The sequence below is a fragment of the Paraperibacillus esterisolvens genome (genome assembly GCF_046237625.1).
Taxonomy (GTDB): Bacteria; Bacillota; Bacilli; order Bacillales; family DSM-1321; genus Paraperibacillus; species Paraperibacillus esterisolvens.
In genome coordinates, this window is record NZ_CP143545.1 from 3,451,353 (window position 1) to 3,473,148 (window position 21,796).

The following is a 21,796-nucleotide window of genomic DNA, read 5'->3' on the forward strand; positions in this document are numbered from 1 at the left end:
ATTTACCTGGATCACTTTACGCTTTTTTTAAACATTATATCAAATATTTATTGAGTTACTTATATATTTATATACTCGTCCTGACATTTTTTTCTGATTTTATTCTAAAAATTGAAGCGCTCCACTCATTTTTTTTGTAAAATAACCTTTGGATATCCACATCAGATGTGGAAAAGAAGTCCTCTAGATTAACAGAATGGAAGATGAAAACGTTGAGGAAAACTTTAGGCTTTTTAATCATCACCGCTTTGCTGCCTGCTTTTGCTGCCCTGCTGGCAATGGGTGTAAAGGAAGCGGGCAGGGCCGAGAGCGTAAAGACTCTCATAGACAGGAAGATTGAGGGACGTGGAACCCTAATGCCACAGACCAGTTTTATAAAAAGCGGCGATGGCAGGACCATCTCCGAGATCACCCTGTCACAGAATCGCATTTCCCTGGACAGCCAAAAGATCCCGCATTTTCTCAAACAAATTTTTATAGCCGTAGAAGACAGACAATTTTACGAACATTTCGGTGTAGATATATCAGGGATTGGCAGGGCCGTCATTGCAAACGCCCAATCAGATGCCAGCGTCCAGGGCGGCAGCACCATCACCCAGCAGCTTGCACGCAATCTCTACTTGTCCCACGAAAGGACCTATAACCGTAAGCTTGCTGAACTCCTCTATTCGCTTTCACTAGAGAGGAAGCTGACCAAAGACCAAATTCTTGAAGCCTATATCAATACAATTTATTTCCAAAATGGCGCTTACGGGATAGAAGCCGCATCCCGGCTGTATTTCAATAAGGGCACCCACAAGCTTAACAGAGCAGAACTGGCTTTCCTGGCTGCAATTCCAAATAATCCTCTGCTTTATGACCCGCTGGTTCACTTCAGCAGCACCAAGAAGAGACAGGAACGGATACTCGGGATGCTGAAAGACCGAAAGCTGATTTCGGTTCAAGAATATAAAGCCCTGGCTGCTGCCCCCATTTCCTTGCATGTCCGTCAAAAAATCGATTCCTATCCAGACTATACTGCTTATACGCTCATGGAGTTCAAGGAGCTTGTCTCCAAAGCGGAAGGATATGCCGGCAAAATATCAGGTCCGGATGATTCAGCGAGAGCTGCTTACAGCAAGAAACTGGATCAGCGGGTAAACAGCCTTCTGGAGTCCGGCATTACGATACATACCGCGCTGGACAGGGATATCCAGAGTGCTGCTGGAGCTGCTGTGATGAAACATCTGCCCCAAAAGGACATCGAAGGTGCTTCGGTTGTTATAGAACATCATACGCATAAGCTTGTCTCGTTGATTGGGGGAAAATATTATAAAAAATATTCTTTTAACAGAGCATATCAAGCGTACCGTCAGCCTGGATCAGCCATTAAGCCGCTGCTGGTATATGGCCCCTATATCGAAGGTAGACAACCTGTGCTCACAGAGCTTGTCAATGCCGGCAGTCTATGCCTGAATGGCTATTGCCCGCACAACGCCGATAACACCGGCCACGGGCTTGTAACCATCACATCGGCTTTTTCCCAATCCTATAATACGGCTGCTGTGAGAATGTTTGCGGAGACAGGAATACAGCGTTCTTTTGCATATCTCTCCCCATTCTCTTTCAAGAAAGTGGTCAAAGAGGATTACAGGCTGCCCGCTGCAGCCGGGGGATTCACCTTTGGCATGAGCCCCCTTGAACTGACCAGTGCGTACACTTCCTTTTATGATGGAACCTACCAGCCAGCCCGGGCCATCGATAAGGTTACAGATTCGAGCGGGAAGATCCTGTATAGCTGGAAGGAAAAGCCCCGGAGAGTATGGAGCCGGGAGACGGCAATGAAAATGCGCACCCTCCTCAGATCAGCGGTCATAACCGGGACTGCCAAAAAAGCACGCATACCTGGTCCGTTCATAGGAGGGAAAACAGGGACAACCAATGATTACAAAGACCTCTGGTTTATAGGATTAACAGACAAATATACCGCCGGCGTCTGGGTCGGCCGCGACATTCCGGCCAGCATACAGGAAGCTGGCAGAGCCGCACCCCATTTATTGATTTGGAAGGATACCGTTGCCCCGGGCGGCAAATAGTCCCCAGAAGAACAGCCCCGCTGATGCAAGCGGGGCTGTTCTTTTTATAACGGCAGACTGGCTGCCAGGCTGTTATACAGCTTAAGGAGCAGGAATGCGGCACCCAGGAGCAAAGTCGACCAGCACATAGTATGAAAGAAGATCATGCCGAATAGCCCGGTGATCGTCATGGAAGGACTGGTTTTATAGACTAAAAAGATAAAAGCTGTGAGAGTGGTGGCCCCGAAGATGAGGGCAATCCCCGGAATCCATGCAGCACTCAACAGGGAAAGGAGACCGCCGCCAAAATAGATGACCGACGAAAGCCGGATGTTCTTTAAGACTTTTCCTTCTGCATCCCTTGAAAAGAAAAGCAGCGACAGCTCCAGTATAGTTGCCGAAATCAACTTCAATGCTGAGAAGAGCATAAAGAAAAGCAGCAGGAACAGGACCAGCAGCGACAGCCTGATTCCGGCCGCCGAAAAAATTTCTCTCATCCCGGAGTAAAGTCCTGCTTTCTTCAAGAGCTCCAATGATTGTGTCTGCATATACACAGAGAGGGAAAGACTGAATAAAATGATCGACAATAAAGGAAAGTAGCCAGTTAAGTATGTATTTTTCATTCTCCGCCTCACACCGTCTGTCTAGTTCTAAATAATGTTCATCGTTATTTTAGTTTAATAACGGCGAGCGTGCAACGGGAAATGCAGATCAGCCGATCTTTTTCATCCTTAATGTTGATTTCCCAAACCTGTGTGGTCTTTCCATGATGAAGCACACGGCCGTACGCCATGACAATTCCATCCTTCTTGCCCCTGATATGATTCGCATTGATTTCAAGGCCGACAACCCCTTCTATTTCCTTATCGACCAGGTTATAAGCCCCGATGCTGGCCACTGTCTCAGCCAAGGCAACAGAGGCACCTCCGTGCAGTAGTCCAAAGGGCTGGCGGGTTCTTTCATCAACCGGCATCGATGCCTTTACAAATCCGGGTGAGGTTTCCTGAATTTCAATGCCAAGTGTGTTGATAAGTGTATTTTCCAAATCCATACTTATTCCTCCCATATATAATGGATGATTGTCACATATTACGGCTTCAAAAAATATATACTCTGATTGGGCGTGCCCTAAATGAATGGCAGGCCCGTTATGAGCCTGCCTGTCTACTCATCGCTGATTTTTCATTTGTTAATAGTATCCGCCCGGGACTGCCCCATAGCCAGGGACACCCCCGTAGCCGCCATAAGCTCCATAACCCGGATAAGGTAAGGCCGGTGCGGCAGGGTAAGCGGGTCCAATAAATGGATAAGGTCTTGGCCGCAGTATTGCGCTCCCTATCAGGCCGCCGACAAGGCCGCCCAGAAATGGTGCGCCAATACCCCAGCCCGGCCCTCCATAAAAAGGGCCTCTGCCATAGCTGCCACCGCCATAAACCGGTCTATAGCCCACAAGAAAAACCTCCTCTTATTTTGCCTTCTTTGTACACTATTACATATGCACCAAGTACGGGAAGTGAGTGGGCTAAAAGGCGGCAGCCAGACCGGGTCTGATCAGGATTCCTGCTGGACGAAGCGCTCAACAAACAGGGCAAGAGTCCTTGTCATAACACCGGTTGCCCCTGAAGTGCCAAGTTCAGTATCTTTTTTGGCGGTAGCCGTTCCTGCTATGTCAAGATGCACCCATGGTGTGTTTTCTGCAAACTCACCGACAAAAGCCCCGCCCATTATGGCATGGCCTTCACGGCCTGGAGAATTGTTAAGGTCGGCAATCTTGCTGTTCCTCACACGCTTTTTGTCTTTTTCAGTGATTGGAAGGCGCCAGACAGGCTCACCAGACTCAGCTGAAGCTTCCAGAATCTGTTCAAACAAGGCTTCGTTGTTGGTCATGGCCCCAGTCATATCAGAACCGAGGGCGATGACCACACCGCCTGTCAGGGTGGCAATATCAACAATATAGCCCGCGCCATGCTGCTTGGCATATGTCACGGCATCAGCCAGGGCAAGACGGCCCTCTGCGTCTGTATTCAGTACTTCAATCGTTTTTCCGCTCATGGATGTGATAACATCATCCGGCTTGAATGCTGTTCCGCTCACCATATTATCGGTGGAAGCAATGACTGCGACCACATTCTGTTCCGGCTGAATTTCCCCGATGATTTCCATGGCCCCAAGAACTGCGGCCGCCCCTGCCATATCCGTCTTCATTCCAACCATGCCCTCACGCTGCTTCAACGAATATCCGCCTGTATCGTACGTCACACCTTTACCGACAAGTCCGATTACATTTGTCCAATCTTCTTTTCCCTGATATTTCAGGACAATCATACGCGGCTCTTCAGTTGAACCCTGGTTGACCGCTATTAGGGCACCCATGCCAAGCTTTTCAATTTCTTCACGGCCAAGAATTTCTGTTTCAAAGCCGTATTTTTCCCCAAGGTTTCTCGAATATTCGGCCAGGTCAGTGGCTGTCAGCATATTAGGAGGCATGTTCACAAGGTCTCTGGCCGAATTGGTGGCCCGTCCGTATATATGGCCTACTGTAAGTGCTGCATTAATTTCATCGCTGTCTTCAGAAGTGTATACCCGGATTTCTTCAATTCTTTTTTCCGGCTCGTTTGGCTTCTGCTTGTACCCTTCGAATTTATAGCCGGAAAGTGCAAAGGCTTCACTGAGAGCATGTGCGGCATCTGCCGCTTCCAGTCCTTCGGCCGCAAAAGAATCAAGATCCACCGAAACGGATGTAAAACGGGAGCCTTCCAGCTCTCTAAATGCTTTTCCGCATGCTTCCCGAAGCAGATCAAAAGTAATTTGCTTTTCTTTTCCGAGCCCTACGAAAAGCAGCCTTTTAGCACCCAGCTTCCCTAGTGTATGTATTTTGCTCACAGACTTGACCTTCGCGGATATTTCCCCTTCTTTTAAAAGAGAGGCAAGCTGCCCGTCAAGCTCCTGGTCACATGTCTCAGCAGTTCCTCCCAGCTTATGCTGATTATCATATATCCCTATTATTAAGCAATCATGAGCCTGTCCAATATCCAAGTTATTATGTACGTGAAACATAAAAGCACCTCCAGCATAGTATCAACCTCATTATACTAAATTTTTCATTTATTTCGAATTAAACATTTTATATTACCTAATTAATTTCACCTCTTTTTTACACTTCATCATAAGCTGTAGAAAATTAATCTGATGTTTAGCTTTCTTTTGATTGGTTTAAAGGAATACTATAAAGAAAATTTTAGTTATACTTTTAGTGTGAAATATATGATATTAAAGGAGACGCTTATGGACTTATTATTGAATTTCCCCCTGCTGGCTGCACTTGCCGCTATTTTTTTCGCGCAATTTGTAAAGGTGCCCATCCAATATATTGCCTTAAGAAAATGGGATTGGTCATTATTAAACAGCACGGGAGGAATGCCCAGCTCCCACTCGGCAGCGGTAACTGCACTGGCAACAGCAGTGGCACTGGAAAGCGGCCTTGACTCTACTGTATTTGGGGTTGCTGCCCTTTTTGCCATCATTACCATGTTTGATGCGACAGGGGTGCGCAGGCAGGCAGGCGAACAGGCTGCAGTCTTGAACAAGCTGGTGACCGATTTCGGCAAGTTCACCGCCGAAGCTAAGAACTGGCCGCAAAAGGACCCGAAAGAAAAGCGTAAAGAATTAAAAACTCTTCTCGGCCATAAACCGATCGAAGTATTTTTCGGGGGGCTGACAGGGATCATTCTTACGCTGATCCTGGATATGATATTTAAATAATGAGGGAGACAGGATGAAACTAATTTCGATTTGCCCAAGCAATACCGAACTTTGTGCGTTCCTCGGCATTGAGGATCAGCTGGCTGCCATTGATGATTATTCAGACTGGCCAGCTTCCATTACCCGCCTTCCGAGACTCGGACCTGACTTATCCATTGATATGGATAAGCTTGAGAGCATGGAACCGGATCTTGTTCTGGCTTCCTTGAGTGTTCCTGGAATGGAAAAGAACATTGCAGAATTAGAAAAAAGAGAGATTCCCCATATAGTGCTTAATCCGCAGTCCCTGTCGGACATTGCCAGGGACTTGGAAGCATTGAATGCGCTGGTCCCTGCCGACAATGCAGAAGGCAAAATCAGAAACTATAAGTCACTTATTGCAGAAATGAAGGAAATCTCCCAGAATGTTCCTTACAGGCCCTCCCTTTATTGGGAATGGTGGCCAAAACCTATTTTCACCCCAGGCGCCCTTAATTGGCTGACAGAAATAAGCGAGCTGGCAGGAGGTTTCAATGCTTTCCGTGATGTTGAGCTTGCCAGCGTTCAGACAGACCCTGAGGATGTGCTGGGGAGGAATCCCGATTATATCTGCCTTGCCTGGGTCGGTGTTCCCTCCCGGAAAGTGAAGCCGGCAGCCGTAAAAAAACGGCCAGGGTGGGAATCACTGCCGGCAGTGAGGGATGACAGAATCCTTATCCTAGAAGAGCCGCTGTATTGCCGGCCTTCTCCGCGATTACTGGATGGCCTCGTAAAGCTTGCCGGGATTCTGCATCCTGATCTATACCGCGGAGTGGACACTCGGAGTCTCTGGAAGTAAATGAAAGGGAGTGTGCCATGGCACACTCCCTGCTGTTTATGTTATTGATTTTCCTTATTTATGTATGACTGGCGGAATACCTGAAGGTTTTTATCTTCATTCAAGGCCTTCAGCCTGCTCTCAGAGAGGCTTCCCTTCCCGCGTTCGATAATGTAGACATCAAGGGTCTTTTTCCCCCATTGTGTATACACATCTTCTATTGTGTTAAAGAACAGATCCAGTTCTTTTCCCTTAATGGCTCCTCCCTTGTCGGCAACCACACCATATCCATAACCAGGGATGAATAATACCGTTCCCAGGGGAAAGACTTTTAAATCAGCCGCTACAGTGGAGAACAAATCACGTTTTACCTTAACTCCAGAATATGTAATGCCAAAGCTTGGACTGTCTTTTGTTTTACCCGTGGATTCAAAGCCGGCTGTATAGCCGGTGGCAGTCACCGTAGCCCTTGGATACTTCGTCCAGTCCTTATCCTCAAGGACCGGTGATGTTTTTGCTTCTGCTGTAACAGAAGCTGCCTTCAAGGCATTAGGCACGAATCGCTTTATGGTTTTATTGCCCAGGCCGAGATAACGGGATAAAAAGGGATGAAGTCCCTGGGCACTGCCAAGGACAAGTTGTTCTGCCTTCACGCCTGTAAGGCTGTAGTATGTAGAGTGTAAAGCAAAGATCAGCAGGCAGAGCAGCCCTGCCCGAACGAAATGCTTTTTTATATTTATCAAGAAAAATTCCACTCCTCTCTCCCTTATTACTTCCCAATCTGAAAAGAAATATTCCAATTGGAGTAAAACAAATAGGAGAGAGAGGCGGATCAGTACTGCTGAAATAGACAATCAGGCAATTAAAAAAAGCCAGGTCAGGAGAACTCCTAAACCAGGCCTTTGATTAAAACATTCTATAACCTCTTTGGCGCAGCATTCTAATGGTGACCCCGGCCATTGCCGCTCCAAGAAAGCCGCAGGAAAGAATCAGGATATCTGCAAAGTGCAGTGACAGGATTTTATCCCAAAGCTTTGGGAAAGCCGTTCCAGGCTGGCTGAAATAAGCCGGGACTTTCTGGTCATTTATGAACATCGCTGCAATGACCGGATAACAAATGGCAACTACCCATGTTTTCCTCAACAGCATATTTAAGATGAATCCAATGCCGAACAACAATACAAAAAATAGAAGCATAGATATGATTAGAATGGCTATATTCACGTTTTTCTGCCCTCCCCAGACGCATCAATATAAGTTTACTTAAAGACCATCCCGGCGTCAATAACTCAGAAAGGGACTTCTTTGCTGCTTCAAAAAAAAACTCCGCCAAGTCAGGGGGAGTCAGCACGCTTCTTTTTTTTCTTTCCCGCTTCCATTGCAGCAGGCGCAAGTTTCAGTGCCGCCTAATAGCAGCTGAAAATATCCATTCCCAGAGCAATATGAACAGTCGGTTTGATTTCTCTTCATTCTTCATCTCTCCTTAAAAAGTAATTTGTTAGATACTATAACAGGTTCCATTATTAAGACAAAACTCTATATGGGGGCATATTCCTCCATGTAAACGGATACATCCTCCCTTTTCTTTCATATTCAGGGTCATGGTTAAAAATTCAGAATATTTAAACTAAATGACTTTTTAGCTATATATAAATAAAAAAGGCTGCCATCGGCAGCCTTTTTAATGATGATTATAAGAATTTGAATTTTCCTTTTTTCAGGGTAAGGCCCACTCCGCCGATCATGAACAGGGCGCGGTTATCAACCATTTTTTTCATTATGGATGCTTTTGTTCCTGTAACCTTCTTACCAAATACAACACCGATCGCATCGTCTTCACCCAGCGAGCATACAGTCCCTTTATTATCAAAATGGAACGTTTCAAGATTTTCCTGCTGGCGTACGAGCGCAGTAATGTTCTTCGCCACAAGCTCCCCTTGCTGCATGGCAATTTGAGCTGTAGGAGGATAAGGGCGGTTGATTTCTTCATTTATGACCAATGAGCTGTCACCGATGATGAATATATCTTCATGACCCGGCACACGCAGGGTAGGATCTACCTTAACGCGTCCCCTCATCGCTTCAATTCCGGATTTTTCAATGACCGAGTTTCCGCGGACACCGGCAGCCCATACAACTGTACCTGCCTTGATTTCTTCCACTTCCTCTTCGCCCTTCCCGACTATGATGCCTTCTGGGGTAGCTTCTTTGATGGCAGTGCCAATCTTGAATTCCACACCCTTTTTCTCCAATTGGGAAACAGCATAGCTTACAAGTTCAGGATCAAATCCTGGAAGCACCATAGGAGCTGCTTCCACGCATATGATGCGGACCTTGTGGTAGTCTACATCAAATTCTTTGCAAAGCTCCGGAATGCGGTTAGTCAGCTCGCCAAGAAATTCAATGCCCGTGAAACCGGCACCGCCGACAATAATTGTCAGACGCTCATCTTTTTTTACAGCTTCATTATGGTAGGTAGCAAACTGATATTCGATATGCTCCCTGATCTGGCGCGCGCTGTTTACGTTAGAAATTGTAAATGCATGTTCCTTAAGTCCCTGGATCCCGAATGTCTCAGGCTCTCCGCCAAGGGCAGCCACCAGGTAATCATAGCCAACTTCGCCATTTTCAAGGATGACCATTTTTTCTTCTGTCTTAATTTCCACGACAGCATCCTGAATAAAGTCAACTTTGTTCTTATCAATAACATCACGGATATCGTAACGTACACGATCCGGGCTCAGCGTGCCGGCTGAAGCCTCATGAAGCCAGGTCGTTTCATAATGATAATCATTTTTGTTCACCAATACGATATCTGCTTCGTTAACTCCAAGGGACTTCTGCAGTCTTGTCGCTACCATCAATCCGCCGTATCCAGCTCCAAGGATTACAATTTTAGGCTTTTTCACTAGTATCAAATCCACCTTTATATATATATAGTTAGTTTCTTATGTGCCAAATCACTACAAATCATACTTGTAATTTCATTATAATATAAACCTTAAGTTTGTGATGTAATTCACGAACTAGTTCAAAAAAATGTTAGAGATTTGTCACAGAATGTTAACATTGCCCTAAAGACAATCTTATTCTTTTTGAGCCGACATTTCAAGTCAAGATACCTTATTTTCCGCTCTTATTTTTCAAATGCATTTACGGCAGACAGGTGCCGCCGCCCGGAAAAATTAATTCAATATTCTGTTTGTTCACTATTTTCCTTCATGTTTTTAAGGCTGTGACGGGACTATCAAAATTGTTTTGTGTTAAAATAGTAAAAGATTTTATTTCTTTGGGGGGTTAATGTGTGAAAGAGAACGAAACTGTATTTGACATAACGATCATTGGAGGCGGGCCAACCGGGCTTTTCACGGCTTTTTACGGCGGGATGCGCCAGGCTTCCGTTAAAATTATAGAAAGCCTTCCACAGCTTGGCGGACAGTTATCAGCCCTCTATCCGGAAAAGTATATCTATGATGTAGCGGGATTCCCAAAGGTTCGGGCCCAGGAACTGGTGGACAACCTGAAGGAACAGATGGCAAAGTTTGAACCTGAAGTCTGCCTCGAACAGGCAGTTGAAAAGGTGGAAAAACAAGCGGACGGTATTTTCAAGATAACAACCAACAATGAGATCCACTATACCAAAACCATTATCATCACAGCCGGGAACGGCGCATTCCAGCCGCGCAGGCTGGAACTTGAGAATGCACGTGAGTATGAGAGCAAAAATCTCCATTATTTCATTGATGACCTCAATAAATTTGCCGGCCAGAAGGTTGTGGTCTTCGGCGGCGGTGATTCTGCCGTTGACTGGGCGCTAATGCTCGAACCCATCGCCGAAAAGGTGACGATCATTCACAGAAGAGATAAGTTCCGTGCCCACGAGCACAGCGTGGAAAATCTGATGAATTCCAAGGTAGAGGTCATGACTCCTTACATTCCTTCGGAAATCATCGGTGATGAGAATGGCATAAAACAGGTGATCGTAGAGAGCGCTAAGGGCGAAGAGAAAGAAGTGATCGATGTGGACGCCGTTATTGTAAACTACGGCTTTGTTTCCTCACTCGGACCGATTAAGGAATGGGAGCTTGAGATCGAAAAAAACTCCATTGTAGTGAATTCTAAAATGGAAACCAATATCCCGGGCATCTATGCTGCAGGTGATATCTGCACATATGACGGCAAGGCCAAGCTCATTGCTACGGGATTCGGTGAAGCACCGACAGCCGTCAATAATGCCAAGGCTTATATCGATCCTAAAGCGCGTGTCCAGCCGCTTCACAGCACATCCTTATTCTCATAAAGATCAAAGCCGCCAGACAGGCGGCTTTTTTTTTGCGAAAATGCCTGCTGCCTGCAGTATGAATTGAAAAAGCGCCCCCTTAACCGTTTGAAGGCAGGAGGCGCCGCAAACTATAAATTCGAAGCGTACTTTTTCAGTTCGAGGCTCATGGCCTCAATCTTTCCAATGAAATCTGAGATTACCTCGGTGGATGCTGCCTGTTCGCTCCCGACCATGACTACCTTGTCGATTGAATCGGTAATTTCTGCCATGGATTTCCGGATACTGCTCAACGTAGAACGGATCTTTTCTGTGGAAGATAAGGTCTCATGGGACAGCTTCCTGATTTCGTTCGCGACCACGCCGAATCCTGCTCCCTTATCCCCTGCCCTTGCAGCTTCAATCGCGGCATTTAAGCCCAGCAGATTCGTCTGATCGGCAATGCGTTTTATGAATGTAAGAACTTCATCGGTATTATGTACTTCTTTTGCAGCCTGGCTGGATTGTGCTAAAAGTTTATTGGTTATTTCCTCCAAGTTTTCAGCACCATTTGAAATAGCTGTTATACGAACGTTCGCCTGTGATATGGAGCCGGCAATCTGCTCCGAAATATCCCTCAGGGCCCTTTCATTCTGCTTCTCCAATTGTATCGCAAGAGCCCCAATTACTTTTCCATCCTGCAGAATCGGCTCTGCCAGTCCTGTGAAAGGCACTCCAAAGAATTCTTCCGAAATCTCTTCTTCTATCCGAATATTATTCTTGATGCAGCCAGCCAGGGGCTCATCCGAGTTGATCTTCCTGCCTGGCTTTACTCCTATATTGATTTTCCTGCCTGGTAAATATATCAGCCATTCTTCCGTATTGGTCAAACCTATCGATACATCCGGAAGCATGGATTGGACAAGCGGGATCATTTGACTGAAAGCGGACAGGGTATCATCAAGCCGGTTAATTTTTGTCATATTTACACCCTTTTCGAAAAATTAGTACTTTTATTCTAGCACTTTTTTCCTACTATCTTCATATTTTTATTATTTTTCTTAGTTTTTTTTCTAAAACTGCTTCGATCAACACAAACGATAAGATTCCCTGCCCAGTAATTCCTGCACGAACCGGCCCTGCTATCTTTCGGGAATAAAAATACCCTCTCGACTGGTCACCTCTAAAAGAATGACAATCGAGAAGGCATTATAAAACTTTCCGGTTCACATTTTCAGGACTTCTGGACAATTACAATCCATATCTGTCACTATTCCCGGTTGATTCTGTAATTCTTAGCACTCTTCCGGCTTCCCCGCATTCACAGCAGTTCGGAATGATGAACCACAGCCGCAGGCAGCGATGGCATTCGGATTTTCTATTGTAAATCCTCCGCCCATAAGAGATTCCTTATAGTCAATGACCGTCCCGTTAAGAATCGGTGCACTTTCAGTATCTATCAGCAGGGTAAGGCCATGCTGTTCCAGTTTTGTATCGGAAGCTTCTATTTCATGGGCAAATCCCATTCCGTAAGAAAGGCCGCTGCATCCGCCGCCGTTGACAGATACGCGCAGATAGGCTCCCTCTTCGTCATTGTGTTTCATCATGTCCTTGACATGGAGAGCTGCAGCTTCAGTAAGGGTAACTAATTCACTCATTGTATTCCCTCCTTTTTTTGATCATTTACTTATTATAGTATATCCCATTAAAAATATGGTGCAAAACCTTGTGCTTTAGATAATTTTGTTAAAGACATAGCATTTTTTTATAGGACCTTTATAATAAGTATATATACCTAACAAGCAAAGGATGTGATGTGAATGGAAACTCTTTCGCCGTACTTCCCTCGTAACCTGACATGCCCGTTATGCGGAAAAACCTTTCAATCACTAAAGACCCGTTCAAAGTTCATTGGAGTGCTCAGGTTCGAGACAGACTTCCAGCCCATTTATTCCAACCCGGAAGTAAATCCATTGTTATATAATATTGCCGTATGCACACATTGCGGGTATTCTTTTTCAGATGATTTTTCCCCTTACTTCCCGCCGGGGACAAAGCAGGTTCTCCTCGATAAGGTGGCAGACCAGTGGGTCCCCCAGGATCTTGGCGGCATGAGAACAATCAGCGAGGGTGTAAAGGCATACAAGCTTGCTGCCTACTGCGGGGGCTTAAAACAGGAGAAGCATGTGACGATGGCCGGCATTTACCTGCGGACTGCCTGGCTTTTCCGCGGGACAAACGAAGGTCAGGAGAACCGTTTCATGAAACTCGCTGCCCATGAATACGAGAGTTCTTATATGGCTGATGACTTCAAGGGCACTAAAATGTCGGAAATCAGGATTTACTATTTGATTGCTGACCTGTCCAGGAGGACCGGAGAGCTTTCAAAAGCAGCCCGGTATTATTCAAAGGTCATTGAACGGCAGAGACAGACGGCAGAGACCGGGATCATAGAGCTTGCCAAGGAAGGATGGGCTTCCATCAGAGAGCTGAAGTCCGTATAAGAAAAAGGAAATCCTGCAGGGGATTTCCTTTTGGCTTTTTTAGAACATAGGGTTTTCTTCCAGATAAATATATATATTATCAACGAGTTCGCCGGGTGTATCACCCTGGACCACATCGCCATTAACCAATGCAAAATGACTGCTGGCACACTTGCCGCAGTATCCCAGGCAGCCGTACTCCACAATATCAAGATCAGGGTCTCTTTCCAATTTCTCCAGAGCCTCCTGTGAGCCGCTTGCCAGATTGCTGATGCAGAATTCTATAATAGGCTTCATGCTTTCACCTCACTATATTGATTATCCTACCTCTTTTCCGAAGAGTCAATTCCCCCGGCTGAATGAAAGAGTTTTCCCGGCGGCTTTCTGGGTACTAGAAATATAGGGCCGGCAGAGCCTGCCTAAAGAAAGCAGCCCAGTCATTCCCACTGCATTCAAATTCGTGTAATTACATAATTCTATTGTGATTTACTTCTAATTTCGCTATACTTTTAATGGTATTTAAATATAACATTATGAACCTTTCAAATGATTTTTTCTATTAATATGACTGCATCCGGTTTCAATTTGATATATTGACTCTGCATATGCAAGGTAAGCGCTTTTATAAAAGTCAGGAGCTATATTGAGGCAAAAGGGGTTAATGAACATGAAAAACTTAGTAATACTCGGCGGAGGCTATGGCGGTATGAGGATTCTTCAAAGACTTCTCCCGCACCACCTGCCTGAAGATACAGCCATCACTTTAATTGACCGTTCTCCTTATCACTGTCTGAAAACTGAATATTACGCATTAGCCGCTGGAACCATTTCCGATCATGATGTGCGTGTATCCTTCCCGGAGCATGAGCGTCTGAATATCCATTATGGAGAAGTCATTGAAATCAGCCTGGAGGAAAAGAAAGTGTATCTAAAGGGCACAGAGCCCATTGCCTATGACGACCTGGTTATAGGGCTTGGCTGTGAGGATAAGTATCACAACGTACCAGGTGCAGATGTACACACCCTCAGCATCCAGACCATTGGTAAATCCAGGCATACCTATCACACCCTGAGCAACCTCGCTCCCGGTTCAAGAGTCGGCATAGTAGGTGCCGGCCTGAGCGGTGTGGAGCTTGCCAGCGAGCTGAATGAAAGCCGCCCTGATCTGACGATCGTCCTCTTCGACCGCGGCGAACATATCCTCTCAGCCTTTTCTGAGCGGCTGAGCAAATATGTACAAAATTGGTTCACAAGGCATAATGTCGAGATCATCAACAGAGCCAACATCACGAATGTTGAAGAAAAAACTCTTTTCAATCATGATGAACCCATACCATTTGACGCAATTGTCTGGACCGCCGGAGTTCAGCCGAGTAAAATAGTCCGGGACCTTCCGGTAGAAAAGGACCGGCAGGGCAGGGTCGTCCTGACTCCGCAGCACTTCATCCCTGGATATGAGGATGTATTTGTAGTGGGAGACTGCGCAAGCCTACCCCTTTCCCCTAGCGCACAGCTTGCTGAGGAACAGGCAGAACAGATCGCAGAAATACTAAAAAAGAAATGGGCAGGAAAGCCGCTGCCGGAAACCATGCCGGAGATCAAGCTGAAAGGCACAATGGGCTCCCTTGGCAGCAAACACGGTTTTGGGCTGGTCAATGACACCCCGATCACCGGTCGCGTCGCCAGGCTCATCAAATCAGGGATACTCTGGATGTATAAGCGACATAACACTTGATTTCTATTAATTTATGAAAAAGACCCGCAAGCTGCGGGTCTTTTCGTTATATTTTTTAGAAATCTAAACAGATTCCTGCTCTTTCTTCTCACTATAGCCGTATTTCTCCATTTCGGAAGCGATGGTTTTCAGCCGGGGATTTCCTTCACCCACGACTTCTGAATTCAGCACCACAACCGGATAAAACATATCTTCGTCAATCACCCTCTGGGCAAATCTTCTCTTATATGGATCTTCAGGAGGGTGATGGATATCGATGTAGCTTACCTGGAACGGCTGGTCGGGGAATTTCCTGGATAAAGCTGCCTGGAGCCATTCATATGTTTCTTTTGATGATGGAAGGTTCACGCAGCTGGGGCAGAGTATCTCGGCACCATACACTTGGATTTCCACTTCTTTGTTCATATTTCAACCTCCTGTTCGCAATTTGTCCCGAAGCCGGACGGCAGCGGGATTCCATATTTATTTTGACGGATTTCTTTTCATTTTCTATTGTAGCGTATCCATTTGCTGCAGATAAAGTTATTTTGCCTTTTTGAGGCATTCACCCGGATTTTCGGATAGCTTTTTGCAGGTAATGTGATTATAATAGTGGTAGGAAAGGAGTGGATTGGTATGTCTGAAGAACAGGTCACTGAACAGGTTCAAGAGGTGCTTGATAAGCTTCGTCCGTTTCTTCTTCGTGACGGCGGGGACTGCGAACTTGTAGACGTTGAGGACGGAATTGTTAAATTACGCTTGCTGGGCGCATGCGGAAGCTGCCCAAGTTCCACCATTACCCTTAAAGCAGGTATTGAACGTGCACTGCTTGAAGAGGTTCCAGGAATTGTGGAAGTTGAACAAGTATTTTAATAAAAGCCTAAATAATAAAGCGGCTGTCCCGATGCGGGACGGCCGTTTTTTTTAGCTGAAAGACGGGAAGAGCCCCCTATACATCCTTAAAGGCGATCGGCCTGGCTGACCGTTGCATTTTTGTATTTAACCTGGCTACCGTCATGGTCAATTTCCAGCAATAAAACCTCACAAGCCGGAAAAGCTGATTTCAGTTCTGAGACTGCACTTTGCGCTTTATACTTCTCAACAAGGCAGATGACTGTCGGGCCTGCTCCGCTGAGGGCTGTTCCAATAGCCCCTGCCTTCAGAGCTGCTCTCTCTACCTCTTCCAAGTGAGGCACGAGCTGCCTGCGGTATGGCTGATGAAATAAATCCGCTCCCATCATCCTGCCGGCGAGTGAATAATTCCTCGTCAGCAGGGCAGCGAGAAATGTATTGGCTACCGCGCTTGCTTCGATCGCTGCCCGAAATGGCAGATTATCAGGGAGGACCTGCCGGGATTCATCCGTAGGCAGATCATACTGCGGGATTACAGCAATGGCACTGACTCCTTCAAGCTGGATGCTCAGAAGTTCTGTATCCACTCCGTTGTGGACACCGACCACAAGACCGCCGCAGACGGAGGCGCCGGCGTTGTCCGGGTGTCCTTCAAAACGGGAGGAGATGCGCATCTTATCTTCTCTGCTCAGGTTCAGGCCGCCAACTGAATCTGCGAGCTCAACACCTGCAACAATGGCTGAGGCGCTGCTTCCAAGACCTCTTGTCAGCGGTATCTCACTCTTTACAAGGAGGCGGCAGGGCGGGAGAGTAACTCCGTACTCCTGAGCGGTCTCCAAGGCCACCCTGCAGATATAATGCGACTCATCTTTTGGGAACACTTCCAGGCCGGCAGAAAGCGGGAGGACCTCCCATGCTTCAGCCTTTTGTGCCTCTACCTCCAGGTACAATCCAAGGGCAAGACCGATGGAATCAAAGCCGGGCCCAAGGTTGGCTGTGCTTGCCGGCACTTTGATTTGATAAATTAGACCTGCCATCAGCGGACCACACCAAAGATATGGTTTACAATGGCCTGTTCCTCCCCGGCAAGCAAAACAGGCTTGATTTCGTTGTACTCCATTGCAGAGGAAGGATCTTTCAAACCATTGCCTGTCAGAACAGCCGCTATTTTTGCTCCCTTTTGGATTTCTCCTGTCTTAAGCTGCTTGATAATTCCTGCTATAGAGGCACAGGAAGCAGGCTCTGCAAAGATACCTTCTTTTTGCGCCAGCAGCCTGTAGGCCTCCAGAATTTCAAGATCGGAGACTTCATCTATCCTGCCTCCAGAGTCCGCGGCAGCCTCCAAAGCCAGGTCCCAGCTTGCAGGATTGCCGATCCGGATGGCTGTTGCAATCGTCTCAGGGTTTTCAAACACCCGGTTATGCACAAGTGCTGCAGCTCCTTCAGCTTCAAAGCCTCTCATTTCCGGTCTGCCTGTTCCCTTCCGTTCCTGATACTCCTTGAATCCCTTCCAGTAAGCTGAAATATTACCCGCATTTCCGACCGGGATGGCGAGAATGTCGGGTGCGGCACCCAGAGCATCGCATATTTCAAAGGCTGCCGTCTTCTGGCCTTCCAGTCTGTATGGATTGACTGAATTAACCAGGGAAACCGGATGGGACTCACTGATATTCCGAACAAGCCTAAGTGCCTGGTCAAAGTTCCCTTCGATAGCCACAATCTCAGCTCCATACATAATGGCCTGTGCCAGCTTGCCCAGTGCAATCTTGCCATCAGGGATTACCACAATACATCTGATCCCGGCTCTTGCCGCATAAGCAGCGGCTGCAGCCGAAGTATTGCCGGTCGAAGCACAGATGATGGCATCACTTCCTGACTCGATTGCTTTTGCAACAGCCACCACCATACCTCTGTCCTTGAATGATCCTGTAGGATTGGCTCCCTCATACTTCACATGAAGCTCTATTCCGAGCTCTTCTGAAAGTCTGCTGCAATGGATGAGAGGCGTGTTTCCCTCATGAAGTGTAAGGTCCGGTGTATGGCCGGTTACAGGCAGGAACTCCTTATATTCTTTCAACAATCCTTTCCAGCTCATACGATTCGATCTCCTTCCACTCGGTAAGTACTCTTAACATCCCAGACCATGCTGTTGTCCTTCAATTTTTGGAGGATGTCTTCAATGCCCTGCTGTGTCGCATTGTGGGTGATCACTACAATTTCAGCCACTTCCTTTTCCCTGATTGGCATCTGAAGAATTTTTTCAAAACTTACCCCATGTTCCGAAAAGATGGAGGTGATATTGGCAAATACCCCTACTTCATCCTTTACATGGAGCCTCACAAAGTACTTTGCCTTTATTTCGGCCGGTGATTTCAGTGACTTTTTGAACTGCGGCGAGACTGCGCTATTCCCCGTCACACCAAGGCGCATATTCTTCATCACTTCCACTACATCCGAAACCACAGCCGTAGCGGTTGGAAGGCTGCCTGCCCCGGGGCCGTAGAACATCGTTTCCCCCACGGCCTCTCCGTAAACATAGACGGCATTGTATTCATCGCTCACTGAAGCAAGAGGGTGGGCTTCCGCAACCAGGGCAGGCTGGACACTCACCTCCACTTTATCTCCATTCCTTGAAGCGATGCCAATCAGTTTCATAACATAGCCGAGCTTTTTACTATAGCTTATATCTTCTTCCGTTATCCGTGTGATACCCTCAACCTTTACATCTGAAAGGTCGATTGGCATAGAAAATCCTAAAGTGGACAGAATGGCCATTTTCCTGGCTGCATCCAGGCCCTCGACATCAGCTTTTGGATCTGCTTCTGCAAAACCGAGATCCTGCGCCTCTTTAAGCACCTCGCCATACGGACTTCCATATCTGTTCATTTTGGTAAGGATAAAGTTGGTGGTGCCATTTACGATTCCCATCATTTTTGTAATCCGGTCAGAAGCCAGGCCTTCTGCCAGGCTCCTGAGAATCGGGATTCCGCCCGCAACGCTCGCTTCATAGAACAAGTCACAGCGGTTGGCTGTTGCTTCTGTTAGCAATTCACGGCTATGGAGAGCCATTAGATCTTTATTCGCCGTTACAACATGTTTTTTGTTTTTCAAGGCACGCATGAGGTATCCTTTGGTTTCCTCAATGCCCCCCATCACCTCGACCACAACATCTATTTCAGGATTTTCAAGGATTTCATCTGGATTTAGCGTTAACAGACCCTCATCGACTTGAACATGCCTTTCCTTTTTCAAGTCTTTTACCAATACTTTCTTGACCTGTACAGGGCAGCCGATTTGATGCATAAGCTTATCCTGGTGATTTTCAATGATCTTGACTACACCGCTTCCCACAGTCCCAAGCCCCAACAGCCCGATTGAAATAGCATCCATTCCGCTTCCCCCTTTTGTTCTCCCAAAAAGAACATTTGTTTATCCATAAAAGACATTATAAAGAATATATAGACTTATGACAATAGTAAGAACTCAACTATACAAGCTGAAACCGCTTACTTACAAGCATTTAATAGAAAATTTAAACTAATAAAAAAATTAAAATGGAAAATTAGTTTTCTATCCGATCCCATGTAACCATGCAAGAGAAGGAATACGACGGCAGAGCGGGGCGGGGAAGCTCATGTTTCATGCACCTCTGTCCCTTTCCCAAAAAAAAAAAGGCCTGTCCAAGTGCCTGATACCCGGACAGCCGGATTGGCTGTCGGAGATCAGCTTCTTTATGGACCTGCCTCAAAATCATGTTTTACCCAACTGGAGTTGCCGGGTCTTCTCCTGTAAGGACGGCTTCAATATTCCGGGCACATAACGCCATCATGGTCATGCGGGTTTCAACCGATGAACTGCCGATATGCGGAATGGCTGTGACATTATCAAGCTCCAGCAGCGGATGGTCGGCAGAGATGGGTTCCTGCTCAAAAACATCCAATCCGGCGGCAGCTATCTCTCCGGCCGTCAGGGCATCATATAATGCCTTCTCATCCACAACCTGCCCCCTTGAAGCATTAACAAAAACTGCTGTCTTTTTCATTTTCTTAAAGCTGTCTGCGGTAAACAGCCCCTTTGTCTCCGGTGTGAGCGGCGTAAGACAAACGATAAAGTCGGCCTTTTCTATCAGCTCGCGGAAGCTTGAATACCGTGCTCCCAGCTCATGTTCAGCTTTTTCGTTCCTGGTACGGTTATGGTATAGAATATCCATGTCAAAGCCTCTTGCTCTCCTGGCGACTGACTGGCCGATTTTACCCATGCCGACTATCCCTATCGTTTTATGATGAACGTCGTATCCAGCAAGCAGGAGGGGGCTCCAGCCCTTCCAGTTTCCTTCTTTTACATAATGTGCGGCTTCATTAATCCTCCTGGCAGCGGCAAGCATGAGCCCGAAAGCTAAGTCAGCTGTCGTATCGGTCAATACATCTGGAGTATTGCAGACTGTTATCCCCATTTCCTTCGCCGCTGATAAATCGATATTGTCATAGCCGACAGCAAGATTGGCGATGACCTTAAGATTCTTACCTTCCTCCATCACTTCACGGTCCATTCTGTCTGAGAGCATGGTAAGCAGTGCATCCGCCTTTCCCGCCTCCTCAAGCAGCACATCACGCGGTGCAGACTCCGTTTCTGATTCCCACATTGAAACATGGAAGCGGCTGTACAGGTTACGAATGCTTTCTTCAGGAAGTTTCCTAGTAATGTAGATATAAGGCTTTGTTTCCATCTCTTACACCTCTTATATAAAAATGCTTTACGCTTCCATCATAGCACAGCTGCACAGCCCGCATTCCTTTTCATGACTACAGCCAGTCAAGCCTGGGCAGCTTGAGATACTTTTCCGGAATTCCTGCTGCGTCATAAAAGCTCTGCAAAAATGCCTCATGCAGACCTGTATTCTGAAGCATATGCTTTAAAGATTTCTCCAGTTCTTTTTGCTTTCCCTCATCCCGTGTAAGAAAATAATCTTCTATCGTCTCATAATAATGGATAGGAAAGATAAGCCGTGCATACAGGAGCCTGGCTGTAAAGCTCGAGAATCTTGAAGAGCTCTGATAATCCGCTGTAAATTGTCTGATTCCCTGCTGATACGTATGCGGATTATCGAGGTGATGCTGCCTTACCCATTCTGCAATATCCCGCGTACCATGATCAAACACCCAGTCAAACGGATTCTTCACCAGATACCTCCCTGTCCATGTGTCCTTTTGAAAACGCTCATGACAGACTGTGCCATAATCCGCCTCACCCGGACTGTCATCGATTTCGGTGTCAACAAGATATTGAATGGCGTTTTCTCCAATGGACATATAGTAAGGGAAAGATTCTACAAACAGCTTTTCAAACTCATTACTGGGATGAGCCTGCAGCTTTTCCCTCCATACTGCCTCTAATCCATCAATTCTTCCCTCCCACATTTCCTTCCACTTGCCGATCCTTGAACACACCTTGACCCCTGAGGGATAGGTCCGCCCCCTCGCATGAAACCGGGCAAGCTTTTTGCCAAGCTTATTTTCCCTCGGCTCCTCAAGGGCCGAGTTCATCAGCAGCAAGAAAATCTGATCGCCTGCAGCGGATATGTATGTCTCGTGCTTTGACATTACAAAGGAGGAAACATATTTATCGCCGCTATCAATTAGATGCTGTGACATTTGCTGCCTTTCCTTCAGTTCATCCTCTTTAATTTCCTGAAGGGGAATAATGCTGAACAATCGGTTCCCAAATCTGAAAGCAGAATAGCGTCCCAGCGACTCCTGCCTTTCCATATATATGCCATAATTATCATAAATCGCTTCTTCGAACATGGTATGCCTCCTCATGCATTGGACTATACGGCCGGACTATCATCCCTCCCTAACACATATATATGAATCAGGG

Annotated in this window: 24 protein-coding genes; 7 read left to right on the plus strand and 17 right to left on the minus strand. The window is 46.5% G+C overall.

Translation table 11 applies throughout. The features are described from left to right. The first annotated feature begins 212 nt into the window (after positions 1-212). A complete protein-coding gene (locus V1501_RS17450) occupies positions 213-2,075 on the plus strand; it encodes a transglycosylase domain-containing protein (RefSeq protein ID WP_409290079.1) in 1,863 nt (620 codons plus the stop codon). 44 nt (positions 2,076-2,119) lie between these two features. Here the strand turns inward: V1501_RS17450 and V1501_RS17455 are convergent, their stop codons facing one another. The 4 genes from V1501_RS17455 to V1501_RS17470 all read right to left on the minus strand — a co-directional run bounded on the left by V1501_RS17455 (position 2,120) and on the right by V1501_RS17470 (position 5,111). Then, on the minus strand, positions 2,120-2,677 hold the full coding sequence (locus tag V1501_RS17455; protein WP_409290081.1) for a DUF5366 family protein: 558 nt from the start codon (positions 2,675-2,677) through the stop codon (positions 2,120-2,122). Between the two features lie 44 nt (positions 2,678-2,721). Then, positions 2,722-3,105 (minus strand): hotdog fold thioesterase, encoded by a 384-nt coding sequence (locus tag V1501_RS17460; RefSeq protein WP_409290082.1) that lies wholly within the window; start codon positions 3,103-3,105, stop codon positions 2,722-2,724. Between the two features lie 138 nt (positions 3,106-3,243). Further along, positions 3,244-3,504 (minus strand): hypothetical protein, encoded by a 261-nt coding sequence (locus V1501_RS17465; protein WP_409290084.1) that lies wholly within the window; start codon positions 3,502-3,504, stop codon positions 3,244-3,246. 101 nt (positions 3,505-3,605) lie between these two features. Beyond that, positions 3,606-5,111: a leucyl aminopeptidase gene (locus V1501_RS17470; protein ID WP_409290086.1), complete on the minus strand. Its 1,506-nt coding sequence runs from the start codon at positions 5,109-5,111 to the stop codon at positions 3,606-3,608. A 228-nt stretch (positions 5,112-5,339) separates the two neighbouring features. Between V1501_RS17470 and V1501_RS17475 the strand changes: the two genes are divergently transcribed. Continuing rightward, entirely contained in the window at positions 5,340-5,816 is a 477-nt protein-coding gene (locus V1501_RS17475; protein WP_409290088.1) for a divergent PAP2 family protein, read from the plus strand. A gap of 13 nt (positions 5,817-5,829) precedes the next feature. Next, positions 5,830-6,633, plus strand: a complete 804-nt coding sequence (locus V1501_RS17480; protein ID WP_409290090.1) for a cobalamin-binding protein — start codon at positions 5,830-5,832, stop codon at positions 6,631-6,633. A gap of 41 nt (positions 6,634-6,674) precedes the next feature. Here V1501_RS17480 and V1501_RS17485 read toward each other — a convergent pair whose 3' ends face one another. From V1501_RS17485 to V1501_RS17500, 4 genes are all read right to left on the minus strand, one after another. Then, entirely contained in the window at positions 6,675-7,352 is a 678-nt protein-coding gene (locus V1501_RS17485) for a 3D domain-containing protein (protein ID WP_409293438.1), read from the minus strand. A gap of 166 nt (positions 7,353-7,518) precedes the next feature. Then, complete coding sequence (locus V1501_RS17490) at positions 7,519-7,809, minus strand: YuiB family protein (protein ID WP_409293440.1); 291 nt, start codon at positions 7,807-7,809, stop codon at positions 7,519-7,521. Between the two features lie 147 nt (positions 7,810-7,956). Then, positions 7,957-8,082, minus strand: a complete 126-nt coding sequence (locus V1501_RS17495; protein ID WP_409290092.1) for a YuiA family protein — start codon at positions 8,080-8,082, stop codon at positions 7,957-7,959. A 221-nt stretch (positions 8,083-8,303) separates the two neighbouring features. Next, positions 8,304-9,521 (minus strand): NAD(P)/FAD-dependent oxidoreductase, encoded by a 1,218-nt coding sequence (locus tag V1501_RS17500; protein WP_409290094.1) that lies wholly within the window; start codon positions 9,519-9,521, stop codon positions 8,304-8,306. 395 nt (positions 9,522-9,916) lie between these two features. Here V1501_RS17500 and V1501_RS17505 point away from each other — a divergent pair, with 395 nt between their 5' ends. Next, entirely contained in the window at positions 9,917-10,912 is a 996-nt protein-coding gene (locus V1501_RS17505; protein WP_409290096.1) for an NAD(P)/FAD-dependent oxidoreductase, read from the plus strand. Positions 10,913-11,022: 110 nt separating this feature from the next. On the opposite strand, the gene V1501_RS17510 is transcribed toward V1501_RS17505, so the two are convergent. Together V1501_RS17510 and V1501_RS17515 are read right to left on the minus strand one after the other, a co-directional pair. After that, on the minus strand, positions 11,023-11,853 hold the full coding sequence (locus V1501_RS17510) for a methyl-accepting chemotaxis protein (RefSeq protein WP_409290098.1): 831 nt from the start codon (positions 11,851-11,853) through the stop codon (positions 11,023-11,025). A 312-nt stretch (positions 11,854-12,165) separates the two neighbouring features. Then, positions 12,166-12,528 carry a HesB/IscA family protein gene (locus V1501_RS17515; protein WP_409290100.1) on the minus strand — a complete coding sequence of 121 codons (363 nt, stop codon included), beginning with the start codon at positions 12,526-12,528 and terminating at the stop codon, positions 12,166-12,168. Positions 12,529-12,690: 162 nt separating this feature from the next. On the opposite strand from V1501_RS17515, the gene V1501_RS17520 reads away from it, so the two are divergent. Further along, the gene (locus V1501_RS17520; protein ID WP_409290102.1) at positions 12,691-13,374 is read left to right on the plus strand and encodes a DUF2225 domain-containing protein; all 684 of its coding nucleotides are present in this window, start codon (positions 12,691-12,693) and stop codon (positions 13,372-13,374) included. 39 nt (positions 13,375-13,413) lie between these two features. Here V1501_RS17520 and V1501_RS17525 read toward each other — a convergent pair whose 3' ends face one another. Then, positions 13,414-13,650, minus strand: coding sequence for a YuzB family protein (locus V1501_RS17525; RefSeq protein WP_409290104.1), 237 nt, complete (start codon positions 13,648-13,650; stop codon positions 13,414-13,416). 370 nt (positions 13,651-14,020) lie between these two features. On the opposite strand from V1501_RS17525, the gene V1501_RS17530 reads away from it, so the two are divergent. Continuing rightward, entirely contained in the window at positions 14,021-15,088 is a 1,068-nt protein-coding gene (locus V1501_RS17530; RefSeq protein ID WP_409290106.1) for an NAD(P)/FAD-dependent oxidoreductase, read from the plus strand. A 63-nt stretch (positions 15,089-15,151) separates the two neighbouring features. On the opposite strand, the gene V1501_RS17535 is transcribed toward V1501_RS17530, so the two are convergent. Further along, entirely contained in the window at positions 15,152-15,493 is a 342-nt protein-coding gene (locus V1501_RS17535) for a YuzD family protein (RefSeq protein WP_409290108.1), read from the minus strand. Between the two features lie 210 nt (positions 15,494-15,703). On the opposite strand from V1501_RS17535, the gene V1501_RS17540 reads away from it, so the two are divergent. Beyond that, entirely contained in the window at positions 15,704-15,940 is a 237-nt protein-coding gene (locus V1501_RS17540; protein ID WP_409290109.1) for a NifU family protein, read from the plus strand. A gap of 86 nt (positions 15,941-16,026) precedes the next feature. Here the strand turns inward: V1501_RS17540 and thrB are convergent, their stop codons facing one another. From thrB to yutH, 5 genes are all read right to left on the minus strand, one after another. After that, entirely contained in the window at positions 16,027-16,956 is a 930-nt protein-coding gene (gene thrB, locus V1501_RS17545) for a homoserine kinase (protein WP_409290111.1), read from the minus strand. Further along, complete coding sequence (gene thrC, locus V1501_RS17550) at positions 16,956-18,014, minus strand: threonine synthase (protein ID WP_409290113.1); 1,059 nt, start codon at positions 18,012-18,014, stop codon at positions 16,956-16,958. The genes thrB and thrC overlap by 1 nt, the downstream gene beginning before the upstream one ends. Next, the gene (locus V1501_RS17555; RefSeq protein ID WP_409290115.1) at positions 18,011-19,309 is read right to left on the minus strand and encodes a homoserine dehydrogenase; all 1,299 of its coding nucleotides are present in this window, start codon (positions 19,307-19,309) and stop codon (positions 18,011-18,013) included. Before V1501_RS17555 ends, thrC begins: the two co-directional genes overlap by 4 nt. Positions 19,310-19,676: 367 nt before the next feature. Continuing rightward, complete coding sequence (locus tag V1501_RS17560) at positions 19,677-20,645, minus strand: 2-hydroxyacid dehydrogenase (protein ID WP_409290117.1); 969 nt, start codon at positions 20,643-20,645, stop codon at positions 19,677-19,679. A 76-nt stretch (positions 20,646-20,721) separates the two neighbouring features. Beyond that, a complete protein-coding gene (gene yutH / locus V1501_RS17565; protein WP_409290119.1) occupies positions 20,722-21,723 on the minus strand; it encodes a spore coat putative kinase YutH in 1,002 nt (333 codons plus the stop codon). Positions 21,724-21,796: the final 73 nt, after the last annotated feature.

What these genes read in the sequence shown, in the direction of transcription:
- V1501_RS17535 (WP_409290108.1), bottom strand. Translation starts at nt 15,493, where the DNA reads ATGAACAAAGAAGTGGAAATCCAAGTGTATGGTGCCGAGATACTCTGC.
- yutH (WP_409290119.1), bottom strand. Translation starts at nt 21,723, where the DNA reads ATGTTCGAAGAAGCGATTTATGATAATTATGGCATATATATGGAAAGG.
- thrB (WP_409290111.1), bottom strand. Translation starts at nt 16,956, where the DNA reads ATGGCAGGTCTAATTTATCAAATCAAAGTGCCGGCAAGCACAGCCAAC.
- V1501_RS17475 (WP_409290088.1), top strand. Translation starts at nt 5,340, where the DNA reads ATGGACTTATTATTGAATTTCCCCCTGCTGGCTGCACTTGCCGCTATT.
- V1501_RS17525 (WP_409290104.1), bottom strand. Translation starts at nt 13,650, where the DNA reads ATGAAGCCTATTATAGAATTCTGCATCAGCAATCTGGCAAGCGGCTCA.
- V1501_RS17470 (WP_409290086.1), bottom strand. Translation starts at nt 5,111, where the DNA reads ATGTTTCACGTACATAATAACTTGGATATTGGACAGGCTCATGATTGC.
- V1501_RS17515 (WP_409290100.1), bottom strand. Translation starts at nt 12,528, where the DNA reads ATGAGTGAATTAGTTACCCTTACTGAAGCTGCAGCTCTCCATGTCAAG.
- V1501_RS17530 (WP_409290106.1), top strand. Translation starts at nt 14,021, where the DNA reads ATGAAAAACTTAGTAATACTCGGCGGAGGCTATGGCGGTATGAGGATT.
- V1501_RS17520 (WP_409290102.1), top strand. Translation starts at nt 12,691, where the DNA reads ATGGAAACTCTTTCGCCGTACTTCCCTCGTAACCTGACATGCCCGTTA.
- V1501_RS17460 (WP_409290082.1), bottom strand. Translation starts at nt 3,105, where the DNA reads ATGGATTTGGAAAATACACTTATCAACACACTTGGCATTGAAATTCAG.
- V1501_RS17480 (WP_409290090.1), top strand. Translation starts at nt 5,830, where the DNA reads ATGAAACTAATTTCGATTTGCCCAAGCAATACCGAACTTTGTGCGTTC.
- V1501_RS17540 (WP_409290109.1), top strand. Translation starts at nt 15,704, where the DNA reads ATGTCTGAAGAACAGGTCACTGAACAGGTTCAAGAGGTGCTTGATAAG.
- V1501_RS17510 (WP_409290098.1), bottom strand. Translation starts at nt 11,853, where the DNA reads ATGACAAAAATTAACCGGCTTGATGATACCCTGTCCGCTTTCAGTCAA.
- V1501_RS17490 (WP_409293440.1), bottom strand. Translation starts at nt 7,809, where the DNA reads ATGCTTCTATTTTTTGTATTGTTGTTCGGCATTGGATTCATCTTAAAT.
- V1501_RS17560 (WP_409290117.1), bottom strand. Translation starts at nt 20,645, where the DNA reads ATGGAAACAAAGCCTTATATCTACATTACTAGGAAACTTCCTGAAGAA.
- V1501_RS17555 (WP_409290115.1), bottom strand. Translation starts at nt 19,309, where the DNA reads ATGGATGCTATTTCAATCGGGCTGTTGGGGCTTGGGACTGTGGGAAGC.
- V1501_RS17495 (WP_409290092.1), bottom strand. Translation starts at nt 8,082, where the DNA reads ATGAAGAGAAATCAAACCGACTGTTCATATTGCTCTGGGAATGGATAT.
- V1501_RS17455 (WP_409290081.1), bottom strand. Translation starts at nt 2,677, where the DNA reads ATGAAAAATACATACTTAACTGGCTACTTTCCTTTATTGTCGATCATT.
- thrC (WP_409290113.1), bottom strand. Translation starts at nt 18,014, where the DNA reads ATGAGCTGGAAAGGATTGTTGAAAGAATATAAGGAGTTCCTGCCTGTA.